General features: G+C 67.3%; 18 protein-coding genes. 6 read left to right on the top strand and 12 right to left on the bottom strand.

Going from position 1 to position 23170, the window contains the following annotated elements; all coding sequences use genetic code 11:
- Nucleotides 1–61: 61 nt before the first annotated feature.
- The 5 genes from ftsL to dinB all read right to left on the bottom strand — a co-directional run bounded on the left by ftsL (nt 62) and on the right by dinB (nt 4746).
- Nucleotides 62–835: a cell division protein FtsL gene (gene ftsL, locus AC4D2R_RS12035; RefSeq protein WP_490940188.1), complete on the bottom strand. Its 774-nt coding sequence runs from the start codon at nt 833–835 to the stop codon at nt 62–64.
- The gene (rsmH, locus tag AC4D2R_RS12030) at nt 832–1833 is read right to left on the bottom strand and encodes a 16S rRNA (cytosine(1402)-N(4))-methyltransferase RsmH (protein WP_490940187.1); all 1002 of its coding nucleotides are present in this window, start codon (nt 1831–1833) and stop codon (nt 832–834) included. The genes ftsL and rsmH overlap by 4 nt, the downstream gene beginning before the upstream one ends.
- A gap of 301 nt (nt 1834–2134) precedes the next feature.
- Entirely contained in the window at nt 2135–2566 is a 432-nt protein-coding gene (gene mraZ / locus AC4D2R_RS12025) for a division/cell wall cluster transcriptional repressor MraZ (protein WP_490903646.1), read from the bottom strand.
- A gap of 335 nt (nt 2567–2901) precedes the next feature.
- Entirely contained in the window at nt 2902–3279 is a 378-nt protein-coding gene (locus tag AC4D2R_RS12020; RefSeq protein ID WP_490940186.1) for an SCO2097 family morphological protein, read from the bottom strand.
- Between the two features lie 225 nt (nt 3280–3504).
- Nucleotides 3505–4746 (bottom strand): DNA polymerase IV, encoded by a 1242-nt coding sequence (gene dinB, locus AC4D2R_RS12015; protein ID WP_490940338.1) that lies wholly within the window; start codon nt 4744–4746, stop codon nt 3505–3507.
- 116 nt (nt 4747–4862) lie between these two features.
- Between dinB and AC4D2R_RS12010 the strand changes: the two genes are divergently transcribed.
- The gene (locus AC4D2R_RS12010; RefSeq protein WP_490940185.1) at nt 4863–5987 is read left to right on the top strand and encodes a polyprenyl synthetase family protein; all 1125 of its coding nucleotides are present in this window, start codon (nt 4863–4865) and stop codon (nt 5985–5987) included.
- Nucleotides 5988–6029: 42 nt separating this feature from the next.
- Here AC4D2R_RS12010 and AC4D2R_RS12005 read toward each other — a convergent pair whose 3' ends face one another.
- Nucleotides 6030–6350 (bottom strand): Rv2175c family DNA-binding protein, encoded by a 321-nt coding sequence (locus tag AC4D2R_RS12005; protein WP_490940337.1) that lies wholly within the window; start codon nt 6348–6350, stop codon nt 6030–6032.
- Between the two features lie 306 nt (nt 6351–6656).
- Here AC4D2R_RS12005 and AC4D2R_RS12000 point away from each other — a divergent pair, with 306 nt between their 5' ends.
- On the top strand, nt 6657–8024 hold the full coding sequence (locus AC4D2R_RS12000; RefSeq protein ID WP_490940184.1) for a LysM peptidoglycan-binding domain-containing protein: 1368 nt from the start codon (nt 6657–6659) through the stop codon (nt 8022–8024).
- Between the two features lie 82 nt (nt 8025–8106).
- Complete coding sequence (locus AC4D2R_RS11995) at nt 8107–9540, top strand: protein kinase domain-containing protein (RefSeq protein ID WP_490940183.1); 1434 nt, start codon at nt 8107–8109, stop codon at nt 9538–9540.
- 21 nt (nt 9541–9561) lie between these two features.
- Here AC4D2R_RS11995 and AC4D2R_RS11990 read toward each other — a convergent pair whose 3' ends face one another.
- Both AC4D2R_RS11990 and AC4D2R_RS11985 read right to left on the bottom strand, forming a co-directional pair.
- Nucleotides 9562–10899: a class II 3-deoxy-7-phosphoheptulonate synthase gene (locus tag AC4D2R_RS11990; RefSeq protein WP_490940336.1), complete on the bottom strand. Its 1338-nt coding sequence runs from the start codon at nt 10897–10899 to the stop codon at nt 9562–9564.
- A gap of 151 nt (nt 10900–11050) precedes the next feature.
- Nucleotides 11051–11893 (bottom strand): lysophospholipid acyltransferase family protein, encoded by an 843-nt coding sequence (locus tag AC4D2R_RS11985; protein WP_490903651.1) that lies wholly within the window; start codon nt 11891–11893, stop codon nt 11051–11053.
- A 131-nt stretch (nt 11894–12024) separates the two neighbouring features.
- Between AC4D2R_RS11985 and AC4D2R_RS11980 the strand changes: the two genes are divergently transcribed.
- Nucleotides 12025–12786 carry an alpha/beta hydrolase gene (locus AC4D2R_RS11980; protein WP_490940182.1) on the top strand — a complete coding sequence of 254 codons (762 nt, stop codon included), beginning with the start codon at nt 12025–12027 and terminating at the stop codon, nt 12784–12786.
- Nucleotides 12783–13247 (top strand): hypothetical protein, encoded by a 465-nt coding sequence (locus tag AC4D2R_RS11975; protein ID WP_490903653.1) that lies wholly within the window; start codon nt 12783–12785, stop codon nt 13245–13247. The genes AC4D2R_RS11980 and AC4D2R_RS11975 overlap by 4 nt, the downstream gene beginning before the upstream one ends.
- Nucleotides 13248–13292: 45 nt before the next feature.
- On the opposite strand, the gene AC4D2R_RS11970 is transcribed toward AC4D2R_RS11975, so the two are convergent.
- On the bottom strand, nt 13293–14378 hold the full coding sequence (locus tag AC4D2R_RS11970) for an ROK family protein (protein ID WP_490940181.1): 1086 nt from the start codon (nt 14376–14378) through the stop codon (nt 13293–13295).
- A gap of 147 nt (nt 14379–14525) precedes the next feature.
- Here AC4D2R_RS11970 and AC4D2R_RS11965 point away from each other — a divergent pair, with 147 nt between their 5' ends.
- Nucleotides 14526–16334: an AMP-dependent synthetase/ligase gene (locus AC4D2R_RS11965; protein WP_490940180.1), complete on the top strand. Its 1809-nt coding sequence runs from the start codon at nt 14526–14528 to the stop codon at nt 16332–16334.
- A 25-nt stretch (nt 16335–16359) separates the two neighbouring features.
- Here AC4D2R_RS11965 and AC4D2R_RS11960 read toward each other — a convergent pair whose 3' ends face one another.
- From AC4D2R_RS11960 to AC4D2R_RS11950, 3 genes are all read right to left on the bottom strand, one after another.
- Entirely contained in the window at nt 16360–17835 is a 1476-nt protein-coding gene (locus tag AC4D2R_RS11960) for a mycothione reductase (RefSeq protein WP_490940179.1), read from the bottom strand.
- Nucleotides 17836–17855: 20 nt separating this feature from the next.
- Entirely contained in the window at nt 17856–19427 is a 1572-nt protein-coding gene (locus AC4D2R_RS11955) for a nucleotide-binding protein (protein WP_490940178.1), read from the bottom strand.
- 149 nt (nt 19428–19576) lie between these two features.
- Nucleotides 19577–22987 carry a pyruvate carboxylase gene (locus AC4D2R_RS11950; protein ID WP_490940177.1) on the bottom strand — a complete coding sequence of 1137 codons (3411 nt, stop codon included), beginning with the start codon at nt 22985–22987 and terminating at the stop codon, nt 19577–19579.
- Nucleotides 22988–23170: the final 183 nt, after the last annotated feature.

The raw sequence follows: 23170 nt of genomic DNA, 5'->3' as shown, positions 1-23170 counted from the left end.
TGGAATTCCTTGTCAGTCAGATCGAACGGTAGAAAGCGGAAGGCAGCCAGACTGCCCCGGCCTACCGGTTCGTCTGAATCTGCTGCGGACCCGGGATGGTTCCGCCCGCAAGGCCCTGCACCGGCTTGTCGGCAGCCCCGCGTGCGGCGGCCTCCTGCGCCTTGCGCGCTGGTGCACCGGCATCCGGTGCGGCAGCCGCCGGCCGGTCGCGCGGCTCGGCTGCCTCGGCGGGTTCCGCTGCGGCGGCCGCCGGAGCATCAGCTGCGGCCTCGGCTGGTGCCTCCGGGGCGGGGGCAGGTGCGGCGGGCGGCGCCGGCTGGAGGGCCTGCACGTCTTCCGCCGTCACTACCTCCGGAGCCGCGATCAGAGCCAGTGGCTTGCTTCCCTCCTTCGCAGCTTCGGGGCTCCCCGTGACCTTCAAAGAATCTACGTCAATCGTTCCGAAAGTCGGGGACGCCACCATGCCGAGTTTCGTCGCCTCGGCGGCGAGGTTCTGCGGCGCGGCGACGTCCTCGAGCCGCTGAACCAGTGCTTCGTTTTCCTGGGTCAGGGCGACCTGCTTGCCGCGCAGCTGGACAAGTTCGTACTGTGCGCTTGAGACGGAGATGTTCAGGATCAGGACCGTCACCAGCGCCGCGACCAGGACGACGAAGCTGAAGACAACGAAGGGAACCCGGCGCCGGGCCGCCCTTGCGGGTACGACCGAGAGCGGGGTGCGGGTCCGCTCACCGGGGCCGCGTTGCGGCTGGGCACGCCTGACGGGGGAAATACTGAGGGCACTGCTGCCGGAGGTCGCGTCGAAGGACAGAGTATCCGCGCTCAGTGCCTGGCTCATTGTGCTTTCCTGTTCGTTGGGATTGCCTGGATTTTTTCGACTGCCCGCAGCTTGGCGGAGGCCGCCCGGGGGTTTTCCTGGATTTCCTGCTCCGTTGGCGCCTCGGTGCCTTTGGTCAGGGATCGCAGGTAAGGCTTGTGTTCCTCGAGTTCCACTGGGAACCCGAGCGGCGCCGAGGACTTGGTGCCGCGCGCAAAAGCGGCCTTGACGATCTTGTCCTCAAGCGAGTGGTAGGACAGCGCAACGATCCGCCCTCCGACGGCCAGGGCGTCGATGGCGGCCGGCACGGCGCGCGTGAGGACGGTCAGCTCCTCATTCACTTCGATGCGCAGCGCCTGGAAGGTGCGTTTGGCCGGGTGTCCCCCGGTGCGTGCCGCACCCGCCGGGACGACGCCGCGGATGACCTCGACGAGCTCGCCGGTTGTGGTGATTGGGGAGCTGCGGCGCGCTTCGACGATCGCCGAGGAGATGCGGCCGGCGAACTTTTCCTCACCCCAGGCACGGATGATCCGCACCAGGTCTTCCTCGGAGTAGGTGTTGACCACGTGCGCCGCGGTCACCCCGCGGCTGGTGTCCATGCGCATGTCAAGGGGCGCGTCGTAGGAGTAGGCGAATCCCCGCTCACGTTCGTCAAGCTGCAGGGAGGATACACCGAGGTCGAAGAGGACGCCGTCGACCGCATCAACGCCGAGGTCTTCGAGCACGTCCTCGATTTCGTCGTACACGGCGTGCACAAGGTCGAGGCGCTCGTCGAAGGGCTGGAGCCGTGCACCGGCAAGGCGCAGCGCCTGCGGATCGCGGTCAATCCCGACAAGGTGGAGGGACGGGAAGGCTTCGAGCATCGTTTCGGAATGTCCGCCCATGCCCAGGGTGGCGTCGATGACAACGGGACGGCGGCCGGCGTCCTGGGCGGAGAGGACTGCCGGGGCAAGGAGTGCAACAGAGCGTTCACGCAGGACCGGGACGTGCCGTTCGCCGGTCGGGCGCTCATCACTCATGCACGGTCTCCTTCCTGCGTGGGTCTGCCTACCCGCCACCGAACGAGGGGGTATTCGTGCTGTTTTCCGGTTCTGTTGAGCTGACGCTGGAGGAGATCCTGAAATCAGATCCCCATCCGGCCGTCCGTACCACCGCCTGGCTCCGGGGAAGTGGAGCCAGGTGGATCAGCGCGTCCGGCGGCTGGAGATCTCATCTCAGGAGTTCTTGGCGCCGTTCCTCTGTTGTGCTGTATCTCTGTTGTTCTGTTTCTTGTTTGTGCTGTGGAACCCCTGGGCTGATGCCGGTGTTCACCGGCACCTCCTAGAAGATGCCGGGCAGTGCGTCTTCGTCCGTTTCGGAGAAGGCTGTTTCCTTCTCCTCCAGGTAGCTGTTCCAGGCACCCGCATCCCAGATCTCGGCGCGGCTTCCCGCTCCGATCACCGCGAGTTCCCGGTCGAGCCCGGCATACGAGCGCAGAGCCGGCGGGATGGTGATCCGCCCCTGCTTATCCGGCACCTCATCCGACGCACCGGAAAGGAAAACCCTGATGTAGTCCCGTGCCTGCCGGGAGGAAATCGGGGCCGTCCTCATTTGCTCGTGGACCTTCTCGAATTCGCTGGCACTAAAAACGTAAATGCACCGTTCCTGCCCCCTGGTCAGCACCAGTCCGGCGGAAAGTTCCTCGCGGAACTTGGCCGGAAGGATCAACCTGCCCTTTTCATCCAAACGGGGAGTGTGAGTTCCGAGGAACATCCCCCACCGCCTGTTCTGAATTGGGCGAAGGCCGGTTCGTTACCGATTCGCTCTTATGCGCTCCACTTTACTCCACAACCCCCCACAGTCAATCCACCACGCCCGGAGCGCGCTCCACTTCGGCCGTGTCGCCCTCTCCGGCGGAGACCAGGGGCGGCCGCGGACCCCGCCGCCGGGCTGCAGCCGGCCGGCAGGCGGAACGTGCGAGGGGATGGTTTGGGGAACCGCAGGGACGGGCCCACGCGGGAAAAACCGCGTTAAATGGCGAAAGACCCGCAGATGCGGGTCTTTCGCCAGAGTTTAAGGCTAGGCTGCTCGAGGTGGGACTGGCCGCCCTAGGGCTGATCGCGCTTGCGTTCGTCCCACTTGTCTTCGAGGCTGCTCATGAAGCCACTCTTGCCTGCGGAGGCCGGTTTGGAGGGAGCGCCGGCCGCAGTTCCTTTTTCTGAAGATTTAGCTTTGGTGGTTGCGAAATATACTCCCGCGCCCATTATCAGGAACCCCGCAACACCAAGAGCAATGATTTGATATCCGATTCCGGCAAGAAGCACTAATATTCCGGCAATTGTAACGAGCGACCCAATGACCAGCCTGCGCGTGGACATTGATCGGCGGGTACTTGATGCCATCGAATGAGCGAACTTGGGATCGTCGGCGTGTAACTGCTGTTCAAGCTGATCAAGCAACCTCTGCTCGTGTTCCGAGAGAGCCATGACCGCCTCCTTGAAATGGGTACCAACGTTCCTTCACCCAACAAACGAGCCCGGCGCCCTGGTGGTTCCCGTTACCCACCATTTCGCCGCGCCACGCCCATCCCTCCGGACACTCCGCCTTGCACCGTCCCCGGGCACGGGGATCAGGGCGGTCGTCAAGGCAGGTGCACCGTCGCGCTTGAGTGACCTATATAAAGAGTAGTTCTCCGCGCAGCAACTTGAAAGTCACAATACGGGCTTCTCCGGTGTGCGGTTAGGCACACCCTTCCGCCGGTCCGGGGGCTGAAGCAGCCCGGCGGGCCGAACGCTTGCTGCGCCGAATTTCCGGTTGACCTCATCAAGGGCCGCCTCGGCGGTCCGCCAGTTATCGTCCTGGCGGTCGATCGTCAACTGGTGCGCGCCGGAGCCTTCCGTGAGGTGTTCGGCCCGAAGCCCGATCAGGCGGACAGCCATGGGGCGGGTGCCGAGGGCGACGAGCAGCGATGTTGCGGCACCGTAGAGTGCGTGGGCGTTGTCAACCGGCTGCTCAAGCTTCTTGGAGCGGGTGATCGTCGAGAAGTCGGCGTACCTCACCTTCAGGGCTATCCCTCCGGCCGAGGCCCCTGAGGCGCGCAGCCGCACGGCGGTGCGGTGTGCAAGGCGCAGCAGTTCAGTCTTCAGTACGGCGGTGTCGGAAATGTCCTCGGCGAAGGTCTCCTCAGCACCGATGCTCTTCTCCCTGCGCGACACAACAACCTTCCGCGGGTCCCTCCCCCAGGCGAGGTCATGGACATGCTGGCCCGTGCTGCCGAGAAGGCGCCGCAGGGCCGAGACGGGGGTGTGCGCAAGGTCCTCGACCGTCCGGATCCCCAGCCGGCCGAGCGTCTCCTGGGTTGTGGCACCGACGCCCCACAGGGCGGAGACGGGAAGGGAGTGGAGGAAGGCGACGGTCTCTGATTCAGGGATCAGCAGCAGTCCATCGGGCTTGGCCCGGGTTGAGGCGATCTTCGCAACGAACTTGGTTGTCGCAGCCCCCACGCTGGCCGTGATTCCGAGTGAGCGGTGAATCTCTTCACGCACCTGCTCCCCGATCACCCGGGGCCCGCCGAGCCGGCGCAGCGATCCCGAGACATCGAGGAACGCTTCGTCGACACTCAACTGCTCGACTTCGGGCGTAACCTGCCGGAAGATCTCCATGACCCCCGCCGAGACCTCGGCGTAGTGCCGATGGTGCGGCTCGACCACGACGGCGGCCGGGCACCGCCGCATCGCGACGGCCATGGGCATCGCGGACCTCACCCCGAACCTGCGAGCCTCATAGGAGGCCGACAGCACAACCGAACGCCCGGATGGCGAGCCGACGATCACCGGCTTTCCGCGGAGCTCGGGGCGGCTCAACAGCTCGACTGATACATAGAAGGCGTCCATGTCGATATGCAGGATGGCGCTTTCGCCGCCTGGGGCGCGCTGGCTCTCAGGTTCGGACAACACCTGATCATCGTACCCACGCCCACCGACGGCGTCGCCGGGATCCGGCTCTGCGGGGCAACAGGTGCGATTAGAGTTGGGTTCGATAACGCTTGCCTAGTCCGCCGGGGAGATTCATGCAGTCCGCCATCCGCACCGCCGACCAGGAGGACGGCATGATGAAGCAGATCCGCGACGAGCAGTCGGGCTTCCTTTCCGTCATGTCGGAGGAGACAGCGGCCTTCCTTGGCGAACAGGAGGCGACCCTTTCGGAAATCTCCGTCGAGTCCCTCGCCCTGCTTGACGCAATCCGGCAGCTGACACGCGGCGGGAAGCGGATCCGCGCCCTGCTCTGTTACTGGGGGTGGCGCGCGGCGGGCGGCGCCGAGGGTTCACGGTCGGTTGCGAAGGCGGGCACGGCCCTTGAGTTCTTCCAGGCCGCGGCATTGATGCACGACGACATCATTGACCGCTCCGAGACAAGGCGCGGCGCTCCGAGCGTGCACCGGCGGTTCAGCCAGCTGCACCTCGATGCCGAGTGGCACCTCGACCCCGACCGCTTCGGGGTGTCGTCGGCGATCCTCGCCGGAGACCTGTGCCTGGCGTTCAGCGAAGAGGTATTCACCACCGCCTGTGACGAGCTGCGAGCCCCGGCGGCGCGCTTCATCTTCAACCGGATGCGTACCGAGGTCATGGCCGGGCAGTACCTTGACCTCCTTGAGGAGGCGGTGGGGCCGGACCAACACCCGGACGCCGCGGCGCAGCGGGCGCTGAACATCCTGCGCTACAAGTCCGCGAAGTACTCGATCGAACGCCCGGTGATGCTTGGCGGAGCCCTTGCGGGAGCGGCAACCGGCCTGCTTGAGGGGTTTTCCGCCTTCGCGCTCCCACTGGGTGAGGCGTTTCAGCTGCGCGACGACGTCCTTGGGGTCTTCGGCGACCCGGCCGTCACCGGAAAGCCTGCCGGGGACGACCTCCGGGAGGGCAAGCGCACCTACCTGATCGCCCGCACCCTGGCGCGCACCACCGCCAAGGAGCAGAGCACGATCAACGCGCTGCTGGGCAGCAACGACCTCGACGACGCCGGCGTCGCCCAACTGCGTTCGCTGATCAGCGCCAGCGGCGCTCTGGCCACCACTGAACAGCTCATCCAAGAACGGACGTCGGAGGCGTTCGCCGCCCTCGACCGGCTCGAGATCGACAGCGTGCCGGCCGCCGCGCTCCGCTCCCTCGGCGAAGCCGCGGTCAGCCGCACCTTCTAGGCAGCCGCCGCCGGAAGGTCCGGCGATGCCAGCTCCGTCCTGCTACCAGGCTGCTGCCTGCGCGCGCCTGCGGATCTCGGTCTTGCGGCCCTCGCGGAGGGCATCGATCGGCCGGCCCGGGAGCGAATCATCGGGGGTGAACAGCCACCGGATGATCTCGTCGTCCTTGAACCCTGCGTCGCCGAGCACCACCAAGGTTCCCTTGAGGCTGTCCAGTACCGCGCCGTCCATGAAGAAATCGGCGGGAATGCTGCGGATGTTGCGTTCGGTGATGCGCACCGAAACCAGTGCGCGTTCGTCGAGGAGCCCGTGGACCTTGGTGATCGGGACACCAAGCAGGTCCGCGACCTCGGGAAGGTTCATCCAGGCTGGCACGAGTGTTTCTAGTTCAGTCACCCTCTAAGGGTGCCACGCGGCGGTGGTGCTCTCCACATCGGTTCCGCGCCGGCCGCTGTGCGGCCCGACACGCTGGCTCCAACCTACCGGCGGATGCACGTCTGTTGTGCTAAGCGAAAATCGTGTACATTCACATAAGTCACACGAGTAACAGTAACAACATGTGACCCACTGCACTACCTTCGCACCCTTGCAGTGCCGGGTTCAGGAGAAGTACTCCCGGCACTGACCAGACGTGCGGTTGCCCAACCGCCAAAAGATGAGGAAATGCCAATGACTGCCCAGCCCCCGTCTGCACTACCGAGCGCAGCTTCGAAGCCCTCTTCGCTGCGCCCAATTCCCCGGCGGCGGAACCTGGCCGTTTCGACCGCAGCGATCCCCGCGGTCATTTTCTCGTCGGTGGCCCTGGCCCAACCGGCAGCAGCGGTGCAGACCGTTGCCGCACCCACGGTCCGCCAGCACCTCCCCTCGGTGAAGCTTCCCGCTCCGGCCGCCCTGGTTCCGGCCTCGGAAATCGCCGCCCAGGTCCCCGCAGTGAGGATTCCGGCCGTTACGGCGTCGACCAGCCATACGGTGAAGCCGGGCGACACAATCAGTGCCATCGCACGCAAGCACGGTGTCGACATGCACGCGGTCCTGAAGCTCAACGGCATGAACGTCTCGACAGTCATCTACCCCGGCCAGAAGATCAAGATCCGCGGCGTTGCCGCCGCGGCGCCTTCCAAGCCCTCCGCCCCCGCGGCCCCCCGTTCCTCCGCCTCGGCGTCCTACACCGTGAAGCCCGGGGACACCCTCGGAGCCATCGCCGCCCGCCATGGCGTCAGCCTGAGCAGCCTCCTTGCAGCAAACGGCCTGTCGATGAACTCGATCATCTACCCGGGACAGAAGATCACCCTCGGCGGACCCGCCGCGGCACCGGCCAAGCCAACCGCGCCCTCGGCACCGGCCGCACCAGCGCCCGCCCCGGCCGCAGGCGGAACCTACGTCATCAAGCCCGGAGACACCCTCGGTGCAATTGCCGCGTCCCACAAGGTCAGCCTCAGCGCACTGCTCCAGGCCAACGGACTGTCCATGAACACCGTTATCTACCCGGGAAAGAAGCTCACCATCCCGGGCCGGACGGGTACGACGCCTGCGGCACCGGCACCCACGGACCTCGTTCCCTCGACCTTCCTCGGGGTCACCTACCCGCAGGCGGTCGTTGCCGACGCGAACCGGAACAAGCAGATCCTCAACTCGCTGCCTGCTCCCACCCCCGCGGAAATGAAGGTCATCGTCGCGAACACCGCCCGCTCGATGGGCGTTGACCCAAGCCTCGCACTCGCGTTCTCCTACCAGGAGTCCGGCTTCAACCAGCGCGCAGTCTCTCCCGCCAATGCCATCGGCGCCATGCAGGTCATTCCGATGTCCGGGGAGTGGGCGAGCGAACTCGTCGGCCGCAAGCTGAACCTGCTCAACCCGCAGGACAACGCGACGGCCGGCGTCGCGATCATCCGCGCACTGCTGCGGACCAGCCCGTCGGTGGACATCGCCATCGCCTCGTACTACCAGGGGCAGTATTCGGTGAAGACCCACGGAATGTTCGCCGACACCAAGAACTACGTCGCGGCGATCAAGGCGCATCAGAAGAACTTCCGGTAAACCGGCTTTGAACGCACGGCGGGCGGAGGGCGGGGTTCACAGGAATCCTGCCCTCCGCCCGCCGTGCGTTTAGGATCGATAGGTGCAGGAACCAAGAAACGACTCACTGATCGGCGCCCTCATCGACGGGCGTTACCTCGTCGAGTCGCGCGTCGCCAGGGGCGGCATGTCCACCGTCTACCTTGCCCTGGACCGCCGGCTCGAGCGCAGGGTGGCACTGAAGGTGCTCTACCCCCACCTCGCCGAAGACAAGAGCTTCCTCGAACGCTTCGAGCAGGAGGCGAAGTCCGCCGCCCGGCTCTCCCATCCGAACGTCGTGGGCGTCCTTGACCAGGGCGTCGAGGACTCCGGCGGGCACACGACGGCCTACCTCGTCATGGAATACGTTCCCGGGAAGACCCTGCGCGACCTGCTCACCGAGCACGGCCGGCTGTCTCCCCGCCAGGCCCTGGCCCTCATGGACCCGGTGATCGAGGGGCTTGCCGCGGCGCATGAGGCCGGGCTCGCCCACCGCGACATCAAGCCCGAGAACGTGCTCCTCGCCAGCAGCGGCTCCATCAAGATCGCCGACTTCGGCCTTGCCCGGGCGGTCTCCGCGAGCACCGGCACAGCCACCCTCGTGGGAACAGCGGCCTACATCTCCCCCGAACTCGTGACCGGCGCCGGGGCCGACGCCCGAAGCGACATCTACTCCGCCGGCATCGTCCTCTTCGAACTGCTCACCGGGCGGCAGCCGTTTTCCGGGGACACTCCCCTCCAGGTCGCCTTCCGGCACGCGTACGAGCGGGTGCCGGCCCCCTCGACCGCCCTGCCGGGCCTGGCCGTTGACGTCGATGAACTGGTGCTGTGGTGCACCGCGCCCGATCCCGAGGAACGACCGGTCGACGGCACCGCCCTCCTCGGAGAACTCCGGCACATCCGCACCACCCTCAGCGATGAAGAGCTCGACTATGGCCCGCCCGCCGGAACTGAGGAAGCCGGAACTGAGGAAGCCGGCGGTCGGCCCGGAGGGGCAACCGAGGTCCTGGGACGCCGCACGGCCGAGTCCTTCCCCGCCGGGACCTATCCCACCGAGGCGTTCTCCGCCGAGGGGCTTCCCAATGGGAGGTTCTCCCCCGCATCCGATGCCACAACGGTGATCGGCGGCGCGGATCAGCACACCCGGGTCTTCGATGCCCCGCCGCTGCAGGATTCCGTGCCTGCCCCGGCACATGCCGGTGCGCACCGGTGGGAGGACGACGGACCGGCCCGCCCGGTCACCGCCCGTCCGCAGCGCAAGCGCAGCAACCGGTCCCTGCAACGGCAGCAGGCCCGCGCAGCGCAGCGTCCGCTGAGGACACTGCGCGGCCCGCACGCCGGATACCGCCAGGCCATGGTGGTGGTGCTGCTGATCCTGCTGGCCGTGCTTGCAGCCGCCGCGGGCTGGTTGCTGGGAACCGGCGCCGCGCCCCTGCCCGCCGCTGCACCGCACGCCGCAACGGCACCGGGCGGGCCTGAATCTGCGGAAGCCCGGTGAGTTGAGCGGTAACGGAATCCGTCAGCGCTTCGAGAGGGCTCCGGCGACGAGGAAGGCCATCTCGAGGGACTGCATGTGGTTGAGGCGGGGGTCGCAGACCGACTCATAGCGCTCGATGAAGGACTCCTGGTCAACCGGGTCGGCGCCGCCGAGGCACTCGGCCACGTCATCGCCGGTCATCTCCACGTGGAGTCCGCCGGGGAAGGTCCCGAGCGAGTTGTGGACTTCGAAGAAACCGCGGACTTCGTCGATGACGTCGTCGAAGTTCCGGGTCTTGTACCCGTTGGGCGAGGTCACGGTGTTGCCGTGCATGGGGTCGGTGACCCAGAGGACCTGGGCACCGGAGCCGGTGACCTTCTCAACGAGCTGCGGCAGCTTCTCCCGGATGTTGGGGGCACCCATCCGGGTGATGAAGGTCAGGCGGCCGGGCTCGCGGTTCGGGTCGAGCTTGTCGATGAGGGCTAGCGCGTCGTCACCCGACGTGTTCGGGCCGAGCTTCACTCCGATGGGGTTGCGGACCCGGGACAGGAAGTCCACGTGGGCGCCGTCGATGTCGCGCGTGCGCTCCCCGATCCAGAGGAAGTGCGCCGAGGTGTCGTACGGCAGGTTCGTCCGGGAGTCCGTGCGGGTGAGCGCCCGCTCGTAATCGAGCAGTAGCGCCTCGTGGCTCGCGAAGAATTCAACCCGCTTCAACGCTTCGAAGTCGGCGCCGCAGGCGTCCATGAAGCGGACCGCCCTGTCAATCTCGCGGGCGAGCGACTCGTAGCGGGAGTGCGCCGGGTTGGCAGTGAACCCCTTGTTCCAGTGATGGACAAGGCGCAGGTCGGCGAACCCGCCTTGGGTGAAGGCGCGGATCAGGTTCAGGGTCGAGGCCGAGGTGTGGTACGCCTTCACCATCCGGGAGGCATCGTGGCCGCGGGTTTCAGGCGTGAAGTCGTAGCCGTTGACCATGTCGCCGCGGTAGGCCGGCAGTGTGACGCCGTCGCGGGTCTCGTCGTTCGATGAACGCGGCTTGGCGAACTGCCCGGCCATCCTGCCCATCTTGATGACGGGAAGGGACGCGCCGTATGTGAGCACCACGGCCATCTGGAGGATGGTCTTCACCCGTGCGCTGATCCGGTCGGCGGTGGCGCCCTCGAACGTCTCGGCGCAGTCGCCTCCCTGGAGCAGGAAAGCCTTGCCCTGCGCTGCGGCGGCAAGCCGCTCCCGGAGGACGTCGACTTCGCCGGCAAAAACCAGCGGCGGCAGGGACGCCAGTTCCTTCATCGAGGACGCGTGGACCGCGGCGTCCTGCCATGACGGCTGCTGCGAAATGGCAAGGGTGCGCCAGTGGTCAAGCCCGCCGGCCACTGTCGACAGGGGCGGCGCGGCGGCGAGGACGGCGGATGCTGTTGATTCACTCACCCGTTAAGCCTACTGGGTTGTACCCAATCCGCGGATTCGCCTTCGTCACACGGCAGGCGGCACCTTAACAGGGCAGTCCAGGGAGTGTCCGCCGGTTGAACCCCGCTCAGGAGGCCGTGTTCCCGCGTTCCTGTTCCGGCGCCTTGGGGGCCCCGCCGATTTCGGTGACGGTGCCGGGGACCGGGCCGGGCACGGCGTCGTGGGGGGTGATCCGCACCGCTGCGCGCCGGGTGTCGGCCCCGGGCCGCGGCTTCCGCTGTGCAGCCTTCTGGGCGGCGAGTTTCTCCTTGACGGTGCTGGCGTACGCGTCGACGTATTCCTGCCCGGACAGGCGCATCAGTTCATACATGATTTCGTCGGTCACGGAGCGCTGGACGAACCGGTCGTCGGCAAGGCCCTCGTAGCGGCTGAAGTCGAGCGGCTCGCCAATGATGATTCCCACGCGCCGGATGTTGGGGATGCGCCGGCCGATGGGCTGGACCTTGTCAGTGCCGATCATGGCCACGGGGATCACCGGCACGCGGGTAGCAAGGACGAGCTTCGCGACCCCGGTCTTGCCGCGGTAGAGGCGCCCGTCGGGGCTGCGGGTTCCTTCCGGGTAGATCCCGAGCAGCCCTCCCCCATTGAGGATCTCCATTCCGGCCGTGAGCGAGGACGACGACGCGGCCCCGCCGGAGCGGTCCATGGGCAGCTGGTTGGAGAGGCGGAAGAACATGGCCGTCAGCCTGCCCTTGAGGCCCTTCCCGTTGAAATACTCCGACTTCGCGAGGAAGACGACGGGCCGCGGCACGGCGACGGGGAGGAAGATCGAATCCGAGAAGGAAAGGTGGTTGCTCACAAGCACTGCGGGTCCGTCGGCGGGTATGTTGTCGAGACCCTTCACCCAAGGCCGGAAGAGCAGCCTCAGGATCGGACCGACGATGATCCGCTTCATGACCCAATAAAACACGCTGCCAGCCTCCCTGCATGGACCGTGCGGCCTTCGGCAACCTTGTCCCCGGCTCGCTATTTCCCTTTGAGACACTACTCTAAGGATCCGCTCCGCTGGTACGGTGCGCGACCCGGTGCGAGCATAGACAAATGACTATTCCCTCGGGTGCTGCGTTCTCCTCTCCCGGCCGGGGCCCGGCCGCGCGGACGGGAGTGCTGCTCAGCCACGGCTTCACCGGCTCCCCCGCGAGCGTGCGCGGCTGGGCCGACCATCTGGCCGCCGAGGGCTTTTCGGTGAGGCTGCCGCTGTTGCCTGGGCACGGCACGAGCTGGCAGGAACTGGCCCGGGTGCCGTGGCGCGCCTGGTACAAGGCGTATGAGATCGCCTACGACGAGCTGAGTGAATCGACCGACCGGATCGTCGCCGCGGGCCTGTCGATGGGGGGCGCGCTTGCCCTGCGGCTCGCATCCCTGCGTTCGGTGTCCGGCGTGGTCGTCGTCAACCCCGGACTGACCTTCGCCGACCCGAGGGCGCGCTACGCGGGAGTGTTGAAGTACGTGCTACGCTCCGTGCCCCCGATCGGCAACAGCATCAAGCTCGAGGGCCAGGACGAGGGTGCCTACGCCCGGACCCCGGTTGCGGCGGTGCACCAGCTCCGCGGGCTGTTCAAGGACACCGTGGCACGGCTGCCGCAGGTGAACGCGCCAACGCTCGTCTTCCGGTCCGGCAACGATCCGGTGGTTCCGGAGACGAGCATCTCGGTGCTGCAGCAGCGGCTGGGCAGCCGCGACCTTGAAATTGTCCGGTTGACGAACAGCTACCATGTGGCCACGATGGATCATGATGCACCACTGATTTTCGACCGCTCGGCGGAATTCATCCGGCACGTGACAGCAGGTACAAGCGTATGAGCCCCCGAGGGCAGGAACCCAACGAATCCACCGACGACGCCGTCTGGCAGGACATCGTTTCCCGGCTTCAAAACACTCCCGGCGACGATCCCGGAGAGCAGGAGGCGGAGGACCAGCCCACCGACCGCGAGCGCGTCGAAGCGATCTTCCGCAACCAGCATCTGCGGCCCTCCGGCCCCCGGGACTACGAAGAGCCCGAGGTGGTCGACGCCGAGCAGGAGGACGACGGATACATCCCGCCGGAACCGCCCCCGCTGGGCACCGGCGATCCGCTGCTCGTCCTGTCCTGGCTCGGCGCCGCCGGCGGGCCCGTCCTGCTTGTGCTCTTCGCAATGTTCTGGCGCGACGCCCCTGTCGCGGCCACCCTCGGCGTGCTTGCAATGTTCCTTGCCGGAGCGGGTTTCCTGCTCTTCCGCCTCCCCCGCCACCGCGATTTCAACGACGACGGCGCCGAAATCTAGACCCGCCCCGCGGCTGTCATTACCCACTGCGCTCCCGCGCCGGGTTCACGCGGCGCTGCGGAAAGTGTAACGGGAGAGATCAGCCGCGCCGATCAGCCCGGCGTCGGGCCCGAGCCCGGCGGCCCGGATCCCCGCCGCCGGCCGGAACCCGCGCCCGGTCAGGTTCCGGCCGAATGCCCGCCGGGCAGGCTCGAGAAGCAGGTCCCCCGCGGCGCTGAGCCCGCCGCCGACGACGAACGTTCCCGGGTCAAGCGCGGCGGCCAGGTTGGCCAGGCCAATGCCGAGCCACTGCCCGGCGTCATCGACAAGCTCACGGGAAGCCGGGTCCCCCTCCATGGCGAGGCGGGTGACAAGGGCGCCGGTGATCCGGTTCGGGTCGCCGTCCGCCGCCTCGAGCAGCGTCTGGGCCACGGGCGAATTGGCGGCCGCCAGTTCCCGCGCATCGCGCCCAAGGGCGTTCCCCGAGGCGTACTGCTCCCAGCAGCCCCGGTTGCCGCATTCACAGCGGTGGCCGTTGGGTACCAGGATCTGGTGCCCGAACTCGCCGGCCACCCCGTGTCTGCCCCGCTCCACCCTCCCGTCGAGGATCATCGCCCCGCCGATGCCGGTCCCGAGCGTCACGCACACCAGCCTCGGTTCACCGCGGCCGGCGCCGAAGCGCCATTCGGCCCAGCCTGCGGCGTCGGCGTCGTTGACCACGGTTACCCTGCGCCGGAGCAGTGCCTCGAGGTTGCGCCGCAGGGGTTCGTTGCGCCAGGCGAGGTGGGGGCTGAACAGGACCGTCGAATTGCTCAGGTCCATCCAGCCGGCCGCTCCGATGCCCACCGAGCGGATGCGGTAGTCCCTCGAGAGCTCGCGGACAAGGTCGGCGATGACCGCCTCGACGTCGCCGGCGTTGCCGCTCGGGGTGGAGCGGCGGCCTTCGGCGAGCAGGCGGCCGGAGACATCGACGACGCCGGCGGCGACCTTGGTGCCTCCGACGTCGATCCCGACGGCGAGCCCGCGGCGGGCTGGATTGGGCAGGCCCGCACGGGCGGAGCGGGGAAGCAGCGGCGACCGGTTCGGCCATCCGGCGGCGCGGGGTTTGGGCCGCCGGGGGAAACCACCGTCCGGGTCCTGCTGTCGCGCCATCGAATATCCCTCCACCACGCCGCCGGACAGCCCGCCGGTGCTTTTCACACCGTTATCAATTCGTACATTACTGGACGGTAACGAAACGTCGGAAACCTATAGGCTATGGAAATGCCCTAAGGCATCGGCGATATCAAAGGAGCTATTGTGCGCGAAATAAGCGTTCCCGTCCTCGTTGAGGCACCCAGCGACAGCAACACGACCCGGCTCGTGCTGAAGCAGGCGGACAAGCCGTCCAATCCGGCACTGTTCTCGGTCCAGGGCACGTCGGGGGAATGGCGGGACATCCGGGCCACGGAATTCCGGGATCAGGTCGAGGCTGTAGCAAAGGGGCTCATCGCTTCGGGCGTCAACGCCGGAGACCGGATCGCGATCATGGCGCGGACGCGGTATGAGTGGGCCCTTGTCGATTTCGCCGTCTGGTTCGCCGGTGGGGTTTCCGTTCCCGTATACGAAACCTCCTCCCCCGCCCAGGTGGCGTGGATCCTCAGCGACTCCGGCGCGGTTGGCGCGTTCGTCGAATCGGCCCGCCACGAGAACGTCGTGCGCGAGGCCGCCGCCTCGGATCCCGCCATCTCCTTGCAGCATGTCTGGCAGTTCGACGGCAACGGCATCGAAACGCTGCGTACGGCCGGTGCCTCTGTCGACCCGCAGGTCCTCGCGGAGCGGAGGTCGATCGCCGGGCTCGACGACCTGGCAACGATCATCTACACCTCGGGAACCACGGGACGGCCGAAGGGCTGCGAACTGACCCACGGGAACTTCGTTGAACTTTCGGAGAACGCCGCGGCTGCACTGCCGGAGGTTGCGCACGAGGGTGCGCGGACAATCATGTTCCTGCCGATGGCCCACGTGTTTGCGCGTTTCATTTCGGTGCTGTGCGTCGCGTCGGGTGCGACGGTTGCCCACACGGCGGACGTGAAGAACCTCCTCCCCGACCTTCAGAGCTACCGGCCCAGCTTCATCCTCGCGGTTCCGCGGGTGTTCGAAAAGGTCTACAACAACTCGATGCTCAAGGCCGAGGACGGCGGCAAGGGGAAGATCTTCCACGCCGGCGCCGACGTCGCCATCGCCTGGTCCAAGGCGGACCAGGCCGGCAAGGTGCCCCTGCTGCTCCAGCTCAAGCACTCGCTGTTCGACCGCCTCCTCTACGGGAAGATCAGGGCGGCCATGGGCGGGCAGGTCCAGCACGCAGTCTCGGGCGGCGCACCGCTCGGGGACAGGCTGGGCCACTTCTTCCACGGCATCGGACTCATGGTCCTTGAAGGCTACGGGCTGACCGAGACAACGGCCCCGATCTCCGTGAACACCCCGCAGAAGATCAAGATCGGCACGGTGGGCGCGCCCTTGCCCGGCAATGCGGTGAAGATTGCCGACGACGGGGAAATCCTGGCCAAGGGCGTGTGCGTCCTCAAGGGCTATTTCAACCGGCCGGACCTCACGTCCGAAGCCTTCCAGGACGGCTGGTTCCGCACCGGGGACATCGGCGAGCTCGACAACGACGGGTTCCTGCGGATCACCGGCAGGAAGAAGGAAATCATTGTCACGGCCAGCGGCAAGAACGTGGTTCCGGCGATGCTTGAGGACACCATCCGGGCGAATGCGCTTGTCTCACAGTGCGTTGTCCTCGGGGACCAGCGCCCGTTCATCTCCGCGCTGATCACCCTTGACGAGGAGGCGCTGCCGGGGTGGCTCGAACGCCACCAGTTGCCTGCGACCACCACGGTCGAGGAGGCCGCGGAACACCCGGCCGTCCTTGCCGAGATCCAGCAGCTCGTCGACGACGCGAACCTAACCGTCTCGCAGGCCGAAGCGATCAAGGTCTTCCGGATCGTCCCGAGGGACTTCACCGAGTCCAGCGGACACCTCACGCCTTCGCTGAAGATCAAGCGCACCCAGGTGCTCGCGGATTACTCGGACGTCGTTGAGGACATCTACGCGTCCCCCCGGGTCTAAGGACACCCTCCGGGTTCTCCGGTAATCAGCCCGCGCGGCGGCCGCTCCCTTCAGGGGGCGGCCGCCTCGCTGTGCAGCCGGGGCTTCGGGGTGAGTCAGGCTTCCCGGTCTTGAGGGAGAGCAGCGCGTTCTCCACGACTTCGGTCAGGGCCGGGTGGATCCAGTACTGGCCGCGGGCCATTGCGTGGGCCGGAATCCCGAAGGACATGGCCTGGACCAGCGGCTGGATGAGCATTGACGCCTCGTGTCCGAGCAGGTGCGCGCCGAGGATCTTCCCTGACTCCTTTTCGGCGATCAGCTTCACCAGGCCCGTTGTGTCTTCCATTGCCCACCCGTAGGCGGTTGAGCTGTACGGTTGGACCGCTGTGGTGATCTCGGCACCGGTGTCCGCGGCATGCCGGAGCGCTTCCTCCTCCGTGAGGCCAACGGTGGCGATCTGGGGGCGGGTGAAGACGGCCGCCGGCACATACCGGTGATCGCCGCTGCGCAGGTCCTCCGGGTGGAGCAGGTTGTGGGCGACGGTCCGGGCCTCAGCGTTGGCAACATGTTTGAGCTGGTGCCTGCTGCTGACGTCCCCCAGCGCCCAGAGCCCGTCGACCGGGCGTCCGTTCCGCAGGACCCGCTGGTGGCCGTCAACACTGATCCGCCCGTCCTCGTGCTGATCAAGGCCCGCGTCCGCGGCGCCGAGCAGGTCCCCGTTGGGGATCCGCCCGGTTGCGACAAGGACGAGGTCGACATCGACGGCGGAGGGACTCCCCGGCTGGTCGAGCACCGCCCGGACCGAGCCGTCCGGATTCTGTTCGAGCGAGGTGACCTCGGCGTTCGGGCGCACGTCCCACTGCCGCCGGGCCTCCTCAGTGAAGGCGTTGGAGACGGTTGCGTCGAGGTCCCTGAGGAATTTTCCGGAGCGGAGGGCAACGGTGACGTGGGTTCCGAGCGAGCCGAAGATGTTGGCGAACTCGGCTGCGATGTATCCTCCGCCGATGATGAGCAGGCGGCGGGGCTGCGCGTCGATCCTCATGATCGTGTCGGAGGTATGGACTTGAGGGAGTCCGGTTCCGGGCACGTCCGGGATCCTGGGCCGTGAACCTGCGGCAAGTACCACCTGGTCGGCCGTGATCACCCGTCCCGACGCCGTCTCCAGGGCGCGCAGGCCGGTGAGCCGGGCCGTCTCGGCGTAGTAAGCGACCCCGTGGGAGTCGGTGCGCTTGTCCCTGGCCTCCGTCGAGACGGAGTCAGTGCGGGAAAAGATGCGGTCGCGGATGTCGCGCCAGCGCGCGCCCTCCAGTGTCAGGTCGACACCGAGGCGGGCAGCCTCGGCTGTGCCTGCGGCGAGCTGCGCGGGGTAGACGAGCATCTTCGTGGGAATGCAGCCCACGTTCAGGCAGGTTCCCCCGAACGTTCCACCATCGATCAGCGCGACTTTCCTGCCCCGCCAGGCGGAGGTGATGATCGTGTTGCCCGAACCGGAGCCGACGACGGCAAGATCGTAGTGAGTCACGCGGAGCAGTCCATCATCGGCTACCCGTGGAGCTCGTCGACGACGAGGGCGGCAAGTTCGAGCACAGCGTCGCGGGTGGCCGGCTGCAGCCGTGCGAGGTCGATGCGCGACCCCTCGGCGAGGTGCCGGTCGTAGGGGATGCGCACGACGGTGCGCACGCGGGACAGGAAATGCTCTTCGATCTCGGCGACATTGACCTGGGTGCCGTTCCCTGAGGAAAGGTTGATGACGACCACGGCTTTCTCAACGAGGTCGTGGCGTCCGTGCGCTTCGAGCCAGGAAAGCGTCTCGGAGGCGAGCCGTGCCTCGTCGACGCTGCCTCCTGAGACGAGGACAACGGTGTCGGCCTTTTCGAGGGTGCCCTTCATGACCGAGTGGACCATTCCCGTGCCCGAATCGGTGAGGACGATCGAGTAGTACCGGCCCAGGATGTCGGTGACGGCGCGGTAGTCGGCGTCGTCGAAGGCCTGGGCTACGGCCGGGTCGGTGTCCGAGGCGAGGACGTGAAGGCGCGAGCCGTCGCGGGTGACGTAGTTTGCGAGCTGCGCGAAGGAGTCGACCATGAAGCGGTTCTGGACGAGGTGCCGCGCCGTGAAGTCGGCTCGTCCCGGAGACCGGTCCGAGAGCGTCCCCCGGTCGGGGTTCGCATCCATGGCGATGATGCGGTCTTCGCGCATATCCGCAAGGGCCATTCCCAGCAGGGTCGTCACGGTTGTCTTGCCCACGCCGCCCTTGCGTGAGAGCACTGGAACGTAGCGGGTATGTCCGCCGAGGCGGACACCGATGCGGTGTTCGGTTGCCCTGCGGATCCGCACCGCGTCGGAGTCGCCGAGGTTGACGTAACCCAGCGTTGCCTTGTAAATCCATCGGCGCCAGCCATTGGCCGGTGGCCGTTCGGCACCCACGAGGAGCCGGTCGGCGGTAAGCGCCGAGGCCGGCTCGGGACCGTCTTCCTTGTCCCTCCGGCTGCTTCGGATCTCGCCGGCGGATGAGTCGGGTGCCGCATCGGAGTCAGGCTGCGCGGGCGCCGATGGGACGTGCGGGAGGGAACCGCTGGGTGTCCAGCCCAGTCCGTCGCCCGCGTCAGGGGCGGGAAGCGGGTCGGAGGCCGCGGCGCCGATTTCGGGGAAAACAGTCGGAGGGAGGGGTGCCTCGATGACGGGAACGGGCCCGACCGGCAGGGCGGCGCTCCCGCTGCCCAGATGGACCGCGGCGGGGTCGGTCCCGGCGGCAACGACGACGGGAGCGTGTCCCAGCTGCGGTCCTGCCGCAGGGTTCACGGCGGCGGGTTCGGACTGCTGCTCCGCTGTATCGGGCCGCGGCTCGTCGACGGCGGGAGGCTTGGCGACCGGCGCAGCCTCGGCACCCGTTGGAGTGGGTGTTGAGATGGGTTCGGCCTGCTCCCCGGCGGGGGCCGTCTCCGCCTGCTCCCCGGCGGGGGCCGTATCGGGCTGCTCGGCGGCCTCGGGCTGATTGACGGGGGCTGCGGGTTCTTTCGTGGAGTCCGAAGCTGATCCTTCGACGGCTTGCGGCTGGCGTCCTCCCTTGGGGCGGGGTTTGGCGGCGCCGGAACGGGGCGTAGCTGCGACCATGATTCCTTCCAATCGAAGTGCCTACCGGCCGCGCATGAGGGCGCGGACCGTCATCGAAGAACTCTAACCCACCGTGGAAGGGCGCCGACGGCGTCAAGGGCGTCCGGCGGTTGGAATGCCGGGCCCCCTGAGGACGCCGTCGCCGCCGGTCAGCCGACCGTTATGACAAGGAGCAGGTCTCCGCCCTCGACCTGCTGGGCCGTGTCCGAGGTGACGCGTTCCACAGTGCCGCCCACGCTGGTTGTGATGTTCGCTTCCATTTTCATTGCTTCGATAGTCGCAACGGTGTCGCCGGCCGCAACCACGGCCCCCTCCTTGACCGTGACCGTCACGGCTCCGGCGAAAGGCGCGGCAACGTGGCCGGGCTTTGACGGGTCCGCCTTCTCCGCCGTCTTGACCTCGCTGCGGACGCTCCGGTCGCGGACGGATACGGGACGCATCTGCCCGTTAAGGGTGCACATCACCGTCCGCATTCCCTTTTCGTCGGCATCCGAGACTGCTTCGAGGGTGGCGATCAGCCGGACGCCCTTTTCGAGCTCAATGACGTGCTCACCGCCCTGCTGCAGTCCGTACAGGTAGTCGGCAGTGCTCAGCACCGAGACGTCCCCGTAGGTTTCCCGGGTACGGGTGAAATCCGCGGCGGGTCCGGCGAACAGGAGGCGGTTAAGGGTTGCGCGGCGCTGCCGCGACTCACCTGCCAGGCTCTCCTCATCGGCGGAATCAAGGTCGACGACGCGCGGCTTCATCACACGCCCCTGAAGGGCCTTGGTCCGGAACGGCTCGGGCCAGCCCCCGGGCGGGTCCCCGAGCTCGCCGTTGAGGAACCCGATGACGGAGTCGGGGATGTCGTAGTTCTGGGGGTTTTCCCGGAAGTCCGCCGGATCGGCATTCGAGCCGACAAGCTGAAGCGCCAGGTCCCCGACGACCTTGGAGGAGGGGGTGACCTTCACGAGCCGGCCGAGGATCCTGTCCGCGGCCGTGTACATGTCCTCGATCGCCTCGAAACGCTCACCGAGCCCCAGGGCGATTGCCTGTTGCTTCAGGTTGGACAGCTGCCCGCCGGGGATTTCATGCCGGTAGACCCTGCCCGTCGGCCCGGGAAGCCCTGACTCAAAGGGCGAGTAGGTCCGTCGAACCGCTTCCCAATACGGCTCAAGCGAGCTGACCGCGTCGAGGTCGATCCCTGTGTCCCGGGGGGTGTGCGCGAGCGCGGCGACAAGGGCCGAGGCGGAGGGCTGGCTGGTGGTGCCCGCCAGCGGAGCGCTCGCGACGTCCACGGCGTCCACGCCGACGTCGATCGCGGCAAGGAGCGTCGCGAGCTGGCCGCCGGCCGTATCGTGCGTGTGGAGGTGGACCGGCAGGTCGAAGCGCTCCCGAAGGGCCGCCACAAGCCGTGCCGCGGCGGCAGGACGCAGCAGCCCCGCCATGTCCTTGATGGCGAGGATGTGCGCCCCGGCGTCGACCATCCGCTGCGCCAGCCCGAGGTAGTACTCAAGCGTGTAGAGCGTCTCCTTGGGATCGAGCATGTCGGCGGTGTAGCACAGGGCGACCTCGGCCACCGCTGTTCCGGTGGCCCGCACGGCCCGGATCGCCGGCTCCATCTGGGAGACGTCATTGAGCGCATCGAAGATGCGGAAGATGTCGATGCCCGAGGCTGCGGCCTCCTTGACGAAGGCCTCGGTCACCGCCTCTGGGTAGGGCGTGTACCCGACGGTGTTGCGCCCGCGCACCAGCATCTGCAAACAGATGTTGGGCATCTCGCGGCGCAGGGTGTCGAGCCTGTCCCACGGGTCTTCACCGAGGAAGCGCAGGCCGACGTCGTAGGTCGCCCCGCCCCAGGCTTCAACCGACAGCAGCTGCGGGGTCAGCCTCGACACGGAGGCACCCGCCGCCGCAAGGTCCCGGGTCCGCACCCGGGTCGCGAGCAGGGACTGGTGGGCGTCGCGGAAGGTCGTGTCGGTGACGGCAACCGCCTGCTGTTCGCGCAGGCGCGCGGCGAAACCTTCCGGGCCGAGCTCCTGCAGGAGCTGGCGGGATCCTGGCTGCGCCTTCCCGTCTTCCCCCTCCGGGACCCGCGGAAGCTTCTCCATGGGATCGAGGTGGGCCGGCCGCTCGCCATGGGGCTTGTTGACGGTGACGTCGGCGAGCCATGTCAGCAGCTTGGTGCCGCGGTCGGCGGGGATCCGGGCGGTGAGCAGTTCGGGGCGTTCGTCGATGAAGGAGGTGGCGACGTTCCCGGCGATGAAGTCGGGGTCGTCGAGGACCGCCTGAAGGAAGGAGATGTTCGTTGACACGCCGCGCACACGGAACTCGGCAAGGGCCCGCCGGGCGCGGGTGACTGCCGTCGGGTAGTCCCGGCCCCGGCAGGTCAGTTTGACGAGCATTGAGTCGAAGTGGGGGCTGATCTCGGCGCCGGCGTACACCGTTCCGCCGTCGAGCCTGACCCCGGCGCCGCCTGCGGAACGGTACGCAGTGATCCTGCCGACGTCGGGGCGGAAGCCGTTCGCCGGGTCCTCGGTGGTGATCCGGCTCTGCAGCGCGGCGCCGCGCAGCTGCACGGTGTCCTGGCTGAGCCCGAGATCGGCAAGGGTCTCCCCCGAGGCGATGCGCAGCTGGGACTGCACGAGGTCCACATCGGTGACCTCTTCGGTGACCGTGTGCTCGACCTGGATGCGGGGATTCATCTCGATGAACACGTGCTGGCCGGCGCGCTCCCCGACCGTGTCCACGAGAAATTCGACGGTTCCCGCGTTCACGTACTTCAGCGCCTTCGCGAACGCCACGGCGTCGCGGTACAGCGCCTGGCGGATCGAATCGTCAAGGTTGGGCGCCGGGGCTATCTCGATGACCTTCTGGTGGCGGCGCTGCAGGGAGCAGTCACGCTCGAACAGGTGCATGACGTTGCCCTCGGCGTCAGCCAGGATCTGCACTTCGATGTGCCGGGGGCGAAGGACCGCCTGCTCGAGGAACATCGTTGGGTCCCCGAAGGCCGACTCCGCCTCGCGCATCGCCGACTCAAGGGCCTCCTGCAGGGCTTCACGGGTGTCGACCCGGCGCATCCCCCGGCCGCCGCCGCCCGCAACGGCCTTCGCGAAGACGGGGAAGCCGATCTCCTCGGCGGCGGCGATGAGCTCGTTGATGTCGGCGCTGGGCCGGGAAGACTTCAGCACGGGGATGCCGGCTTCGCGGGCTGCGTCGAGTGCCTTGACCTTGTTGCCTGCAAGCTCGAGCACGTCGGCAGGCGGGCCGACGAAGGTGATTCCCGCCTCAGCTGCCGCCCGCGCGAGGTCCGGGTTCTCGGAGAGGAAACCGTACCCGGGGTAGATGGCGTCGCACCCGGATTCCTTCGCGACGCGCACCACCTCGGCGACGTCGAGGTACGCGCGGACCGGGTGGCCCTGCTCCCCGATCAGGTAGGCCTCGTCGGCTTTCTGCCGGTGAATTGAATTTCGGTCTTCGTAGGGGAAAACGGCAACCGTCTTTGCCCCCGCCTCGTGTCCGGCCCGAAAGGCCCGAATGGCAATCTCTCCGCGGTTTGCTACCAGAATCTTCGAGAACATGGCTCTCCTGCGTCCTTTGCGGGCCGAATTGCTGAAGGTGATCTGCCGACATGTTGCCCATAGCGGCTTTGCATTGCGGTGCGTCAGTTTAAGCATGAGCCTACAGTTCAGCTGCGGCCAGCGATCAAATATTGTCCGCATTATGGCTGTGGCCCGCCACGCGGCCCGCCAGCGTCGAATCGG

Source organism: Arthrobacter sp. TJ-217 (genome assembly GCF_058269255.1).
The sequence above is the reverse complement of the archived record's forward strand: the minus strand, read 5'-3'. Positions and strand labels throughout refer to the sequence as shown.

Excerpts from the sequence above, each read along its gene's own strand:
- ftsL (WP_490940188.1), bottom strand. The coding sequence starts at position 835 with ATGAGCCAGGCACTGAGCGCGGATACTCTGTCCTTCGACGCGACCTCC.
- rsmH (WP_490940187.1), bottom strand. The coding sequence starts at position 1,833 with ATGAGTGATGAGCGCCCGACCGGCGAACGGCACGTCCCGGTCCTGCGT.
- mraZ (WP_490903646.1), bottom strand. The coding sequence starts at position 2,566 with ATGTTCCTCGGAACTCACACTCCCCGTTTGGATGAAAAGGGCAGGTTG.
- AC4D2R_RS12020 (WP_490940186.1), bottom strand. The coding sequence starts at position 3,279 with ATGGCTCTCTCGGAACACGAGCAGAGGTTGCTTGATCAGCTTGAACAG.
- AC4D2R_RS12010 (WP_490940185.1), top strand. The coding sequence starts at position 4,863 with ATGCAGTCCGCCATCCGCACCGCCGACCAGGAGGACGGCATGATGAAG.
- AC4D2R_RS12005 (WP_490940337.1), bottom strand. The coding sequence starts at position 6,350 with ATGAACCTTCCCGAGGTCGCGGACCTGCTTGGTGTCCCGATCACCAAG.
- AC4D2R_RS12000 (WP_490940184.1), top strand. The coding sequence starts at position 6,657 with ATGACTGCCCAGCCCCCGTCTGCACTACCGAGCGCAGCTTCGAAGCCC.
- AC4D2R_RS11980 (WP_490940182.1), top strand. The coding sequence starts at position 12,025 with ATGACTATTCCCTCGGGTGCTGCGTTCTCCTCTCCCGGCCGGGGCCCG.
- AC4D2R_RS11975 (WP_490903653.1), top strand. The coding sequence starts at position 12,783 with ATGAGCCCCCGAGGGCAGGAACCCAACGAATCCACCGACGACGCCGTC.
- AC4D2R_RS11970 (WP_490940181.1), bottom strand. The coding sequence starts at position 14,378 with ATGGCGCGACAGCAGGACCCGGACGGTGGTTTCCCCCGGCGGCCCAAA.
- AC4D2R_RS11955 (WP_490940178.1), bottom strand. The coding sequence starts at position 19,427 with ATGGTCGCAGCTACGCCCCGTTCCGGCGCCGCCAAACCCCGCCCCAAG.
- AC4D2R_RS11950 (WP_490940177.1), bottom strand. The coding sequence starts at position 22,987 with ATGTTCTCGAAGATTCTGGTAGCAAACCGCGGAGAGATTGCCATTCGG.